The organism is Nocardioides sp. Z22_16, assembly GCF_058134365.1.
Map to the genome: position 1 here is coordinate 136988 of NZ_JBYTTI010000004.1, position 12191 is coordinate 149178.

Sequence of the window (12191 nt, forward strand, 5' to 3'; positions counted from 1 at the left end):
CAGGCTGGCGGCATGGCGCTCCCCCAGCTCGTTGACCTGACCGACCTCGTGGTGCTGCGCAGAGACGCGCTCGCGCAGGGCTACACCGACACCCACATCCGCTCCCTGGTGCGCTCCGGTGTCTGGCACCGCGTGCGCCGAGGCGCCTATGTCGAGGGCGAGGTGTGGCGCTCCCTCTCCGACGTCGACCAGTACCGACTGCGTGCGCGAGCGGTGCTGCGGACCGCACACGAGACCGCTGTGCTGACCCACGTGACGGCCGCCCTGGAGTGGGGCGCGCCGGTGTGGGGCATGCCTCTCGAGCACGTGCACGTCACCCGGACGGACGGCGCCGGCGGTCGGCGCGAGGCTGGCGTCGTGCACCACAGAGGCGCCATGCCCGCCTCGCAGTCATCCACGGTGAACGGCGTCCCGGTCAGCTCACCCGCCCGCTGTGCCGTCGAGATCATCACCCTCGCCTCTGTGGAACAGGCTCTGGTGACGGTCAACGGCCTGCTGCACGCCGGACTGGCCAAACCGGCGGAGATCGCCGCCCTGGCCCACGAACACCGGTTCTGGCCCTCCACCCTCAACGCCAACCTGGTGACCCGACTGGCCGATCCTCGGCTGGAGTCGCCGGGCGAGACACGGACGGCGTACTTCTTGTGGGCCCACCACCTACCCCGACCGGTTCCGCAGTACGAGATCCGGGACTCCACCGGCCGCTTCGTCGCCCGCGTGGACTTCGCCCTCCCGGAGCACGAGGTCTTCCTGGAGTTCGACGGCCTGGCGAAGTATCGCGACCATCGGCGCCCCGGCGAGTCGCTCGAGGACTACCTCCTACGGGAGAAGCACCGGGAGGAACGGATCTGCCAGCTCACCGGCTGGACCTGCGTGCGCATCCGGTGGACGGACCTGGACCACCCCGCCGATCTGGCTTCCCGGATCCGTCAGGTACTAGCCCGTCGAGCCCCTGCCGGTCGCGTCGACTGACGCGCCTGGTGGGGCTTCCACGGGGTTCGTGGGGCATGCATGCGCCACGAACCCTGTGGATCCCCGGTTGAGCGGGGATCCACGGCAGCAGCGCCCCTACTCCCCCGCGAGGGGGCGGTTCTCGTACGGCGTGGAGAGCACGATGGTGGTGCGGGTGCTGACGTTGGCCGCGGCGCGGATCCGGGCGAGCAGCTCCTCGAGGTCGGCGGGCGTGCCGACGCGCACCTTGAGGATGTAGGACTCGTCCCCCGCCACCGACCAGCACGACTCCACGGCGCCGATCCCCGCGACCCGGTCCGGGTAGTCGTCGGGCTGGGTGGGGTCGAGCGGCGTGATGGAGATGAACGCCGTCAAGGGGCGGCCCAGCTGCTGGTGGTCGACCGTCGCCCCGTAGCCCAGGATGAGGCCGCGCTGCTCGAGCCTCTTCACCCGCTGGTGGACGGCTGAGGTGGAGAGACCGGTGGCCTTCCCCAGATCGGTGTAGGACATCCGGCCGTCGGCCGCCAGCAGACTGAGGATCTTGCGGTCGGTGGACTCGACCTCCGAGGTGTTCACGCGCCGACCCTAGGGGAATGCCATCGGGTCGAGGCAGGTGTTCAGCACGTGGCACCCGCCGCTGCATGCCCACCTCTATCGCACCGCACCGGCCCTGCGGCGACGGTTCCACACCCTCTGGACGCGACCTCAACCGGAAACGCGCTGTTACGGGCGTGACACGCGGGGCGCCACGGGACGAAACACGGCCTCACGAAAATCGACCACGTCCCCCAGGGGCACCCCTTTCCGGAAGTACGGCTGGTGCTCCCGGAATCCATGCCCGTCGGTCAGCGCCGGGCAGTCCGACGAGAGGGTCGTACGCCGTGAACTCCAGAACCCCCCGCACCATCACCGCCGCGCTCAGCGCGGTCGCCCTGGCCGGCGCCCTGGCCGGCTGTGGCGCCAAGGCCGGCGAGACCGCCGAGGCCGGCGACTCCTGCGTCAAGACCGACGGTGACAGCATCAAGATCGGGTTCCTCAACTCGCTCTCGGGCACCATGGCGATCAGCGAGACGACGGTCTTCAAGTCGCTCTCGATGGCCGCCGACGAGATCAACGCCGACGGTGGCGTCCTGGGCAAGAAGCTGGAGATCGTCAGTGAGGACGGGCAGTCCGAGCCGACGGTCTTCGCCGAGAAGGCGACCAAGCTGATCGACCAGGACTGCGTGGCGGCGGTCTTCGGCGGATGGACCTCCAGCTCGCGCAAGGCGATGCTGCCGGTCTTCGAGGGCAAGAACGCGCTGCTCTTCTACCCGGTCCAGTACGAGGGGCTCGAGGCCTCCAAGAACATCTTCTACACCGGAGCCACGACCAACCAGCAGATCATCCCCGGCCTCGACTACCTCAAGGACGAGAAGGGGATCAAGTCCATCTTCCTGGTGGGCTCCGACTACGTCTTCCCGCGGACGGCGAACGCGATCATCAAGGCGTACGCCGAGGAGCACGACATCGAGGTCCTCGGGGAGGAGTACCAGCCGCTCGGCTCCACCAGCTTCGGCACGGTGGTCGACAAGGTGAAGTCCGCCGGCGCGGACGCCGTCTTCAACACGCTCAACGGGGACTCCAACGTGGCGTTCTTCAAGGAGTACAAGGGCAAGGGACTGACCGCCGAGGCGATGCCGGTGGTCTCGGTCTCGATCGCCGAGGAGGAGGTCCCGGGCGTCGGCGTCGACAACCTGGTCGGCCAGTACACCGCGTGGAACTACTACCAGACCATCGACACCCCGGTGAACGAGGAGTTCGTCACGGCGTTCAAGGAGGCCAACGGCGCCGAGGCCGTCACCTCCGACCCGATGGAGGCCGCCTACACCTCCCTCCACCTGTGGAAGGGGATGGTCGAGAAGGCCGACTCCTTCGCGGTCGACGACGTCGTCGAGGCCGCCGGCGGCGTGAGCTACGAGGCACCCGAGGGCACCGTCACCGTCAACGGCGACAACCACCACATCGCCAAGACCGCCCTGGTCGGACAGATCCGCAAGGACGGCCTGATCGAGACGGTCTGGAGCTCCGACGGCCCGATCGAGCCGGACCCGTTCCTCGAGGGCTACTCCTGGTGGGAGGGCGAGTGAGGGCCTGAGGCCCCCCCGGCCGGGGCGCGGACCACCGGTCCGCGCCCCGGCACCCCGTCCCGACGACCGGAGCCTTCGGCTCCTGAAGAGGAGGCACGTCTCGTGGAGGTGTTCCTTTCCCAGGTCTTCACCGGCCTCTCGGCCGGTGCGGTCCTGCTGCTCATCGCCGTCGGCCTGACACTCACGTTCGGGCAGATGGGCGTCATCAACATGGCCCACGGCGAGTTCCTGATGGCCGGGGCCTACACCGCCTACGTGATCAACGTGCTGATCGGCGACGCCGGGCTCGGCCTGCTGGTGGCCCTCCCGGTCGGGTTCCTGGTCGGCGGGCTCCTCGGGGTCGTCCTGGAGGCGGGGGTCATCCGCTGGATGTACCACCGCCCGCTCGACACCCTGCTCGTCACCTACGGCGTCGGCCTGGTCCTGCAGCAGGTCGCCCGCGACATCTTCGGCGCCCCCGCCAAGGACGTCCCGGCGCCCTCCTGGCTCGGCGGCTCCGTGCCCGTCCTCGGCTACGACTTCCCGATGACGCGCCTCTTCCTGCTCCTCCTCTCGGTGGGCTGCCTGCTCGCCGTCCTGGCGGTCCTGAAGCGCACCGCGCTGGGCCGCCAGGTCCGCGCCACCGTCGACAACCGCGACCTGGCCGAGACGCTCGGCATCTCGACGCGGCGCACCGACCGCATCACCTTCTTCCTCGGCTCCGGGCTCGCCGGCGTGGCGGGTGTCGCGCTCACCCTGCTGGGCTCCACCGGTCCCACCATCGGGGCCTCCTACATCGTGGAGGCCTTCCTGGTCGTCGTGGTCGGCGGCATCGGACAGCTCAAGGGGACGGTGATCGCGGCGTTCTCGATCGGCGTCCTCCAGGCGTTCCTCGAGTACGCCACCTCGGGCAGCATCGCCAAGGTCGTGGTCTTCCTGGCCATCGTGGTCTTCCTGCAGGTGCGCCCGCAGGGGATCTTCGCGGTGCGGACGAGGAGCCTGGCATGAGCCGCCGGACGAGGCTACTCACGCTGCTGGCCTGGGCCGCGCTGGCCGGGGCCCTGCTGGGTCTGGCCCCCGCCCTGCTCAGCGACTTCCGGCTGGGCCTGCTGGCCAAGTACTGCTGCTACGCGATCGCCGCCGTCGGGATCGGCCTCGCCTGGGGACGCGGCGGGATGCTCGTCCTGGGCCAGGGCCTCTACTTCGGGCTCGGCGCCTACGCGATGGCGATGCACCTGAAGCTGACCGACGCGGGACCGGGCAACGTGCCCGACTTCATGGTGCTCTACGCCGGTGGCGAGATGCCGTGGTGGTGGGAGCCGTTCCGGAGCCCGGCCGTCACCCTGCTGGCCATCGTGCTGCTGCCGGTGGTGGTGGCCGGGGTGCTGGGCGCCGCGATCTTCAAGCGCCGGGTCAAGGGCGCCTACTTCGCGATCCTCTCCCAAGCCCTCACCGCCGCCTTCGCCATCCTGCTCATCGGCCAGGTCAAGACCACCGGCGGCTTCAACGGCCTCAACAACTTCCAGAGCTTCTTCGGCTACTCCCTCTACGACCCGGTCAACAAGCGGATGCTCTACTTCCTGGCGGCCGGGACGCTGCTCGCCGCGGTCGCGCTGATGAGCCAGCTCTACCGGAGCCGCTTCGGTGAGCTCCTGGTCGCCACCCGGGACGCCGAGGAGCGGGTCCGCTTCCTCGGACACGACCCGGCCAACGTCAAGCTGGTCGCCTACGTGGTGGCCGCGGTGCTGGCCAGCGTCGGCGGTGCCCTCTTCGTGCCCATCGTGGGGATCATCTCCCCCGAGGACGTCGGCGTCGGTGCCTCGATCGCGCTGGTGGCCGGGGTGGCTCTCGGGGGGCGTGCCTCGCTGATGGGTCCCGCGCTGGGCGCGCTGCTCGTGGGCTACGCCGAGACCACGCTGTCGGAGTCGTTCCCCGGGTCGTGGTCCTACTTCCAGGGGGGCCTCTTCATCCTCGTGGTGCTGCTGCTCCCCGGCGGCCTGGCCCAGCTCCTCTCCCGGGCCGGCGCGCTGCGGGGACGGCCGGGCCCGACCGGGCGCCGGAGGCTCGCGAAGGGCGAGGCACGCGAGTCCTCCGGGCAGACACCCGAGAGCACCGACGACGCCCCCCAGGAGGTCAGGGCATGAGCACCAGCAGGCGCGACTACCTGGAGGTCCGCGGCATCAGGGTCGAGTTCGACGGCTTCGTGGCCGTCGACGGGGTCGACCTGACCCTCCTCCAGGGGCAGGTCCACTTCCTGATCGGTCCCAACGGGGCCGGCAAGACCACGGTGGTCGACGCGCTGACCGGCCTGGTCAAGGCCACCGGGCTGGCGTCGTACGACAACCAGAACCTCCTCGACAAGCCGTCGCACGCGATCGTCCGGCTCGGTGTCGGGCGGACCTTCCAGACCGCGACGGTCTTCGAGGAGCTGACGGTCCTGCAGAACCTCGACATCGCCGGCGGCGTGCACCGGCGCACCCGCTCGCTGCTTCGGCGGCGCCGCGAGGTCCCCGAGTTCGTCCACTCCGCCCTGGAGACGATCGGCCTCACCGAGCTCGCGGACCGACCAGCCGGCGTGCTCTCCCACGGTCAGAAGCAGTGGCTCGAGATCGGGATGCTGCTGGTGCAGGACGCCCGGGTGATGCTGCTCGACGAGCCGGTCGCCGGGATGTCCGCCGAGGAGCGCAAGGCGACCGGTGAGCTGCTGCACCGCATCGGCAAGGAACGCACCATCGTGGTGATCGAGCACGACATGGACTTCGTCCGGGACTTCGCCGACGTCGTCACCGTGATGAGCGGAGGACGGGTGCTGGCCCACGGCACCGTCGCGGAGATCCGCGCCAACCCCGAGGTCCAGCGCGTCTACCTCGGCCACACCGTGGAAGGAGCAGCGTGATGCTCGAGCTCAAGGACGTGGTCGCGGCCTACGGCCGGACCGAGGTGCTGCACGGGGTCTCGGTGAGCGTGCCGACCGGAGGCGCCGCCTCGGTGATCGGCCACAACGGTGCCGGCAAGACCTCGCTGCTGCGGGCGGCGGTGGGGCTCCTCCCCGTCCGCTCCGGCCAGGTCCTCCTCGACGGGGAGGACGTCACCCGCCTCCGTCCCCACCAGCGGGTACGCCGGGGCATCGGCTACGTGCCGCAGGGTCAGCAGTCCTTCGGTCAGATGACCACCCTGGAGAACCTGCAGCTGGTGGCCGGGCGCGACCGCGCGGCCATCGACGAGGTGCTGGACACCTTCCCTGCCCTGACCGGGCTGCTGTCGCGGCGCGCGGGCCTGCTCTCAGGCGGCCAGCGCCAGCAGCTCTCGATCGCCCGCACGCTGCTGACCCGGCCCAGGATGCTCATCCTCGACGAGCCGACCGAGGGCATCCAGCCCAACGTGGTCGCCGAGATCGAACGGGTCATCATCGACCTGACCACCCGGGGCGACCTCTCGGTCCTCCTCGTCGAGCAGCACGTGGGCTTCGCCCTGCGCGCCACCCAGGACTACTACGTCCTGGCCAGCGGGCGGATGGTGGCGCACGGGGCGGCCGGCCTCGAGGCGGCGGACGACGTGCGCTCGGTCATGGCGGTCTGACCCGTGCACCTGACACCTGCCGACACCGAGAAGCTCCTGCTCTCCGTGGCGGGCATGGTCGCCCGCGACCGGCTCGCCCGGGGGGTCCTGCTCAACCATCCCGAGGCCGTGGCACTGCTGGCCACCTGGGTGCTGGAGAGAGCTCGTGAGGGCCGGTCGGTGGCCGACCTGATGGCCGCGGGCCGCGACGTCCTGACCCGCGACCAGGTCATGCCCGGCGTCGCCGAGATGCTCCACGACGTCCAGGTCGAGGCGACCTTCCCCGACGGCCGCAAGCTCGTCACGCTGCACGACCCGATCAGCTAGGAGAGTCATGTCGACATCAGCAGAGGGCCCCGGGGCCCTGCGCCCCGCGGCCGGGACGGTCGTGCTCAACGCGGACCGCGGAGCCGACGAGCGGCTGAGCCTGGTCGTCCTCAACACCGGCGACCGGCCGGTGCAGATCGGGTCCCACCTCCACCTGCCCGACGCCAACGCCGCCCTGGAGTTCGACCGGGAGGCCGCCCACGGGTTCCGGCTCGACATCCCCTCGGGGACCTCGCGACGCTTCGAGCCCGGGGCGTCCCGCTCGGTCGACCTGGTGGCCCTGCGCGGCCTGCGGATCGTGCCGGGCCTCCAGCGGGGCAAGGACGGCGGCGCACTCGATGGTTGAGATCAGCCGGGCCCAGTACGCCGCCCTCTACGGCCCGACCACCGGCGACCAGCTGCGGCTCGGCGACACCGACCTGTGGATCGAGGTCGAGCGCGACCTCACCTTCGGCGGTGAGGAGGCGGTCTTCGGCGGCGGGAAGTCGATCCGGGAGTCGATGGCGCAATCCACCCGGAGTCGGGCCACGGGGGTGCCCGACACGGTGATCACCAACGTCGTGGTCCTCGACCACTGGGGCGTGGTGCGGGCCGACGTGGGGATCCGGGACGGCCGGATCGTCGCCCTGGGCCGGGCCGGGAACCCCGACATCGCCGACGGAGTCCACCCCGACCTGGTGATCGGGCCCTCCACCGACATCGTCTCCGGCGAGGGGAGGATCCTCACCGCGGGCGCGGTCGACGTCCACGTCCACTTCCTCTCCACCTCCCAGGTGCACGAGGCGCTGGCCACCGGCACGACCACGGTGGGGGGCGGCGGCACCGGTCCCTCGGAAGGGTCCAAGGCCACCACCGTGACCCCCGGGTCCTGGCACCTGCGCACGGTCCACCGCGCGCTGGACCGGCTGCCGGTCAACGTGCTGCTGATGGGGAAGGGCAACACCGTCAGTGCCGCGGGGCTGCGGGAGCAGGCGCTCGGCGGTGCGGCGGCCTACAAGGTGCACGAGGACTGGGGCTCCACCCCGGCGGCGATCGACGCCGCGCTGCGGGCCGCCGAGGAGCACGGCCTGCAGGTCACCCTCCACTCCGACAGCCTCAACGAGGCCGGCTTCCTGGAGTCCACCCTCGCCGCGATCGACGGCCGCGGCATCCACGCCTTCCACGCCGAGGGCGCCGGCGGGGGCCACGCCCCCGACATCATGAAGGTCGCCTCACTCCCCCACGTGATCCCCGGTTCGACCAACCCGACGCTGCCCCACACCGTCAACACCGTGGCCGAGCACCTCGACATGCTGATGGTCTGCCACCACCTCAACCCGCGCGTCCCGGAGGACCTGGCCTTCGCGGAGTCCCGGATCCGGGCGACCACCATCGCCGCGGAGGACGTCCTGCACGACATGGGGGCCATGTCGATCACCTCCAGCGACGCTCAGGCGATGGGGCGGATCGGGGAGGTCGTCTGTCGCACCTGGCAGGTGGCCCACGTGATGAAGCTGCGGCGCGGGAGCCTCGGGGAGTCGATGCCGGCTGACAACGAGCGGGCGCGCCGCTACGTCGCCAAGTACACCATCAACCCGGCGATCGCCCACGGGATCGACTCCGAGGTGGGCTCCGTCGAGGTCGGGAAGATGGCCGACCTCGTCCTCTGGGACCCCCGGTTCTTCGGCATCCGGCCCGAGCTCGTCATCAAGGGCGGGGCGCTGGTCAGGGCCGCCCTGGGCGACCCCAACGCCTCCATCCCCACGCCGCAGCCCGTGCTGCTACGACCCACGCTCGTGGACGGTGACGGGAGCGACCACGCGGTCACGTTCGTCTCGCCGGCGGCGCTCGCCGACGGGCTGAAGGGGCGGCTCGGCCTCTCCCGCAGGCTGGTCGGGATCGCTGACACCCGTGGCGTGGGCAAGGCCGAGATGGTGAACAACGACGTGCGTCCCCGCATCGACATCGATCCCGAGACCTTCGCGATCGACGTGGACGGCGAGCGGGTGGAGCCCGCGCCCGCCGAGCGGCTCCCCCTGGCCCAGCTCTACTCCCTGTTCTGAGCCATGGACCCCATCCTCCCGCCCCGTTCCCCGGGCGCCGTAGGCACCGTCTCCCCGACCTCCGCGACCGTCTCCCTGCTGCTGGCCGACGCCCGGCTCCCGGTCGGGGGGCACACCCAGTCAGGGGGCCTCGAGCCGGCGCTGAACCACGGGATGAGCCCGGAAGCGGTGCCCGGCTACTGCCGGACCCGGCTGGCGACCGTCGTCCTGACGGAGGCGGCCACGGCCGTCGTCGCGGCGCACGCCCTGCGTCACGGCGGGGACCTGACGGCCGTGCACGCGCACTGGGCGGCGCGCACGCCCGCCGAGGCCCAGCGGGCGACGGCGCTCGAGTTGGGACGCGGGCTGCTCCGACTCGCCCAGCGGGTGTGGCCGGACCACCCGGTGCTGACCCCGTGGTCGGTGCCGACCGCCCGCCCCCTCGTCCTCGGCGCCCTCGCCGTGGCCGGCGGGGTGGCGTCGGCCGACCTGGCCCGGGTGGTCGGCTACGACGACGTGCAGACCGTGATCGCCGCCGGTCTCAAGCTCTCACCCGGCGACCCGCTGCAGAGCGTCGCGTGGACGTGGGAGCTGCTGCCGGCCGTGGACGCCCTGGTCAGTTCCGTGGCCGGCCTGACCGAGGCTGCCGACATCCCGTCCAGCAGCGCCCCCCAGATCGAGGAGTGGGCACAGGCCCACTCCCGCACCACCAGGAGGTTGTTCCGTGCCTGAGCCCCGCAAGACCCTGAGACTCGGCGTGTGCGGCCCGGTGGGGACCGGCAAGAGCTCCCTGATCGCCATGCTCTGCCGGGAGCTGGCCGGGACCCACGCGCTCGCGGTGGTCACCAACGACATCTACACCGACGAGGACGCCCGCTTCCTGCGATCCGCCGGCGTGCTCGACCCCGAGCGGATCGTCGGGGTGGAGACGGGAGCCTGCCCGCACACCGCGATCCGCGACGACATCAGCGCGAACCTGACGACGGTGGAGGACCTGGAGGCGCGGTTCGCCCCGCTCGACCTCGTGCTGGTCGAGTCCGGCGGGGACAACCTCACCGCGACCTTCTCCCCCGCCCTGGTCGACGTCCAGATCTTCGTGCTCGACGTGGCCGGCGGCGGCGACGTCGCCCGCAAGGGAGGTCCCGGCATCGAGCGCGCCGACCTGCTGGTCGTCAACAAGACCGATCTCGCCCCGCACGTGGGCGTCGACCTGGGGCGGATGGTCTCCGACGCTCTGGAGGCCCGGCGCGGCAGCCCCGTGGTGGCCCTCTCCAGGCACGACGCGGAGTCTGTCTCGGCCGTGACCGCCTGGGTGCTGGCCCAGCTGGCGCGACTGCGGACCGGGGTGCTTGAACCGCAGGACCCCGGTCCGATGGCAGCCCACTCCCACCCTCACGACGACGCCCACCACCACACCCACGACCACGACCAGCCCCGTGCCGCCTCCCCCGTCTGAGCGCCTCCTGAGCCGGTCCGCTCCCCAGACGACCCGCCTGGCTGCGTTCGCGGACACCCGCGGGGAGGCCGGGGGTCGTGGGCGGGCCTCGGTCCGGATGGGCGGTGGCCTCTTCCGGGTGGCGGTCCTGGACCGCGACGTGGCCCGGGTCCACGTGGCTCTCGTCCCGACCACGGCGCTGCTGCTGGCCGGGGACCGGGTGCGGCTCGAGGTGGAGGTCGGCCCCCGGTGCCTGCTGGAGATCACCGAGCCTGCCGGCACCGTGGCCTACGACATGGACGGCCAGGGCGCGACCTGGGAGGTGGACGTGCGCATCCGCGCGGGAGGGGCGCTGGTGTGGCAGGCGCCCGAGTTCGTGGTCAGCCAAGGAGCCCGGGTGGATCGCACGACCTCGGTGGCGCTCGAGGGCACCGCCTCGTGCCTGTGGCGGGAGACGCTGGTGCTCGGCCGCACCGGTGAGGCGCCGGGACACCTGACGAGCAGCACCCACGTCATCCGTGACGGTCTGCCCGTCCTCGTCGAGCAGCTGACGGCCGACCCGTCGGCCCAGGTGCCGGGCGTCCTGGGCCACCACCGCGTCGTCGACCAGATCCTCGACCTGCGACACCCGCATCCCCTCGGGGACCCAGCCGAGGCCAGGCCGGCGGACGACGAGGAGTCCGGGGCGATGCGCCTGGGGGCCGGTGGACTCCTGTACCGGCGGCTCGCGAGAGCCGCCCACGAAGGGTCCCTGGACCCCACCTGGGTGAGGCTCGCCGACGAGCACCGAGAGCGCCGGACAGCGCCTCTGGCAGGATCGGCCGGGTGACCGACTCGAAGCGCCTGATGCTGCTGGACACCGCCTCGCTCTACTTCCGCGCGTTCTTCGGGGTGCCCGAGATCAAGGCGCCCGACGGCACGAACGTCAACGCCGTGCGCGGCCTTCTCGACTTCATCGCCCGCCTGGTCACCGACTACCACCCCACCGACCTGGTCTGCTGCTGGGACGACGACTGGCGGCCCCAGTGGCGGGTCGACCTGCTGCCCACCTACAAGGCGCACCGGGTGGTGGCCGAGCGCGAGCAGTCGCCCGACGTGGAGGAGGTCCCGGACCCGCTCGAGGCACAGATCCCGATCATCCGCGAGGTGCTCGCGGCACTCGGCATCACAGTGGTCGGGGCGGCCCATCACGAGGCCGACGACGTGATCGGCACCCTGGCCACCGGCGCGGGGATGCCGGTCGACATCGTCACCGGTGACCGGGACCTCTTCCAGCTGATCGACGACGAGGCCGAGGTCCGGGTGCTCTACACCGCCCGGGGCGTGGGCAAGCACGAGCGGGTGACGAACTCGGTGGTCCAGGAGAAGTACGGGGTGGACGCCCGCCAGTACGCCGACTTCGCCACCCTGCGCGGTGACGCCTCCGACGGCCTTCCGGGGGTGCCGGGCGTCGGTGACAAGACCGCCGCGACCCTGCTTGGCCGCTTCGGGGACATCCAGGGCATCCGGGCCGCCGCCGAGGAGCCCGACGCCGACCTCGCCCCCGGGCCTCGCCGCAAGATCAAGGATGCCGCGGACTACCTCGCCGTCGCGCCCCGGGTGGTCGCCGTGGTCCGCGACCTGGATCTCGGCGAGGTCGACACCGAGCTTCCGCGCACCCCGGCGGACCCCGACGCGGTGGTCGCTCTGGCGGCCTCCTGGAACCTCGAGGGAGCCCTCGCCCGAGCCGTCACCGCCCTCTCCGAGCGCTGACCCGCCGGCGCCCGCCCGGACGGACTCCTTTGGCGGGGGTTC

Annotated in this window: 14 protein-coding genes; 13 read left to right on the forward strand and 1 reads right to left on the reverse strand. The window is 71.6% G+C overall.

Annotated features, from left to right (window positions below; all coding sequences use genetic code 11):
- The first annotated feature begins 12 nt into the window (after positions 1–12).
- The gene (locus tag AC3X7R_RS12790) at positions 13–972 is read left to right on the forward strand and encodes a type IV toxin-antitoxin system AbiEi family antitoxin (protein WP_489966051.1); all 960 of its coding nucleotides are present in this window, start codon (positions 13–15) and stop codon (positions 970–972) included.
- Between the two features lie 96 nt (positions 973–1068).
- Here AC3X7R_RS12790 and AC3X7R_RS12795 read toward each other — a convergent pair whose 3' ends face one another.
- The gene (locus AC3X7R_RS12795; RefSeq protein ID WP_489966052.1) at positions 1069–1527 is read right to left on the reverse strand and encodes an Lrp/AsnC family transcriptional regulator; all 459 of its coding nucleotides are present in this window, start codon (positions 1525–1527) and stop codon (positions 1069–1071) included.
- A 305-nt stretch (positions 1528–1832) separates the two neighbouring features.
- On the opposite strand from AC3X7R_RS12795, the gene urtA reads away from it, so the two are divergent.
- The 12 genes from urtA (at position 1833) to AC3X7R_RS12855 (ending at position 12149) form a co-directional block, all read left to right on the forward strand.
- Positions 1833–3077 (forward strand): urea ABC transporter substrate-binding protein, encoded by a 1245-nt coding sequence (gene urtA / locus AC3X7R_RS12800; protein ID WP_489966053.1) that lies wholly within the window; start codon positions 1833–1835, stop codon positions 3075–3077.
- Positions 3078–3179: 102 nt separating this feature from the next.
- Positions 3180–4064 carry an urea ABC transporter permease subunit UrtB gene (urtB, locus tag AC3X7R_RS12805; RefSeq protein ID WP_489966054.1) on the forward strand — a complete coding sequence of 295 codons (885 nt, stop codon included), beginning with the start codon at positions 3180–3182 and terminating at the stop codon, positions 4062–4064.
- Complete coding sequence (gene urtC, locus AC3X7R_RS12810; RefSeq protein WP_489966055.1) at positions 4061–5200, forward strand: urea ABC transporter permease subunit UrtC; 1140 nt, start codon at positions 4061–4063, stop codon at positions 5198–5200. Before urtB ends, urtC begins: the two co-directional genes overlap by 4 nt.
- Positions 5197–5952: an urea ABC transporter ATP-binding protein UrtD gene (gene urtD / locus AC3X7R_RS12815; protein ID WP_489966056.1), complete on the forward strand. Its 756-nt coding sequence runs from the start codon at positions 5197–5199 to the stop codon at positions 5950–5952. The genes urtC and urtD overlap by 4 nt, the downstream gene beginning before the upstream one ends.
- Positions 5952–6635 (forward strand): ATP-binding cassette domain-containing protein, encoded by a 684-nt coding sequence (locus AC3X7R_RS12820; RefSeq protein WP_489966057.1) that lies wholly within the window; start codon positions 5952–5954, stop codon positions 6633–6635. The genes urtD and AC3X7R_RS12820 overlap by 1 nt, the downstream gene beginning before the upstream one ends.
- A gap of 3 nt (positions 6636–6638) precedes the next feature.
- The gene (locus tag AC3X7R_RS12825; RefSeq protein ID WP_489966058.1) at positions 6639–6941 is read left to right on the forward strand and encodes an urease subunit gamma; all 303 of its coding nucleotides are present in this window, start codon (positions 6639–6641) and stop codon (positions 6939–6941) included.
- A 7-nt stretch (positions 6942–6948) separates the two neighbouring features.
- Positions 6949–7287 carry an urease subunit beta gene (gene ureB, locus AC3X7R_RS12830; protein WP_489966059.1) on the forward strand — a complete coding sequence of 113 codons (339 nt, stop codon included), beginning with the start codon at positions 6949–6951 and terminating at the stop codon, positions 7285–7287.
- Positions 7280–8983: an urease subunit alpha gene (locus AC3X7R_RS12835; RefSeq protein ID WP_489966060.1), complete on the forward strand. Its 1704-nt coding sequence runs from the start codon at positions 7280–7282 to the stop codon at positions 8981–8983. The genes ureB and AC3X7R_RS12835 overlap by 8 nt, the downstream gene beginning before the upstream one ends.
- Before the next feature lie 3 nt (positions 8984–8986).
- Complete coding sequence (locus tag AC3X7R_RS12840; protein WP_489966061.1) at positions 8987–9694, forward strand: urease accessory protein UreF; 708 nt, start codon at positions 8987–8989, stop codon at positions 9692–9694.
- Complete coding sequence (gene ureG, locus AC3X7R_RS12845) at positions 9687–10418, forward strand: urease accessory protein UreG (protein WP_489966062.1); 732 nt, start codon at positions 9687–9689, stop codon at positions 10416–10418. The genes AC3X7R_RS12840 and ureG overlap by 8 nt, the downstream gene beginning before the upstream one ends.
- A gap of 118 nt (positions 10419–10536) precedes the next feature.
- Complete coding sequence (locus tag AC3X7R_RS12850; RefSeq protein WP_489966063.1) at positions 10537–11226, forward strand: urease accessory protein UreD; 690 nt, start codon at positions 10537–10539, stop codon at positions 11224–11226.
- A gap of 17 nt (positions 11227–11243) precedes the next feature.
- Positions 11244–12149, forward strand: coding sequence for a 5'-3' exonuclease (locus AC3X7R_RS12855; RefSeq protein WP_489966489.1), 906 nt, complete (start codon positions 11244–11246; stop codon positions 12147–12149).
- The last annotated feature ends 42 nt before the right edge of the window (positions 12150–12191 follow it).

Excerpts from the sequence above, each read along its gene's own strand:
- AC3X7R_RS12855 (WP_489966489.1), top strand. The coding sequence starts at position 11,244 with ATGCTGCTGGACACCGCCTCGCTCTACTTCCGCGCGTTCTTCGGGGTG.
- urtC (WP_489966055.1), top strand. The coding sequence starts at position 4,061 with ATGAGCCGCCGGACGAGGCTACTCACGCTGCTGGCCTGGGCCGCGCTG.
- AC3X7R_RS12790 (WP_489966051.1), top strand. The coding sequence starts at position 13 with ATGGCGCTCCCCCAGCTCGTTGACCTGACCGACCTCGTGGTGCTGCGC.
- ureB (WP_489966059.1), top strand. The coding sequence starts at position 6,949 with ATGTCGACATCAGCAGAGGGCCCCGGGGCCCTGCGCCCCGCGGCCGGG.
- AC3X7R_RS12840 (WP_489966061.1), top strand. The coding sequence starts at position 8,987 with ATGGACCCCATCCTCCCGCCCCGTTCCCCGGGCGCCGTAGGCACCGTC.
- urtD (WP_489966056.1), top strand. The coding sequence starts at position 5,197 with ATGAGCACCAGCAGGCGCGACTACCTGGAGGTCCGCGGCATCAGGGTC.
- AC3X7R_RS12835 (WP_489966060.1), top strand. The coding sequence starts at position 7,280 with ATGGTTGAGATCAGCCGGGCCCAGTACGCCGCCCTCTACGGCCCGACC.
- AC3X7R_RS12820 (WP_489966057.1), top strand. The coding sequence starts at position 5,952 with ATGCTCGAGCTCAAGGACGTGGTCGCGGCCTACGGCCGGACCGAGGTG.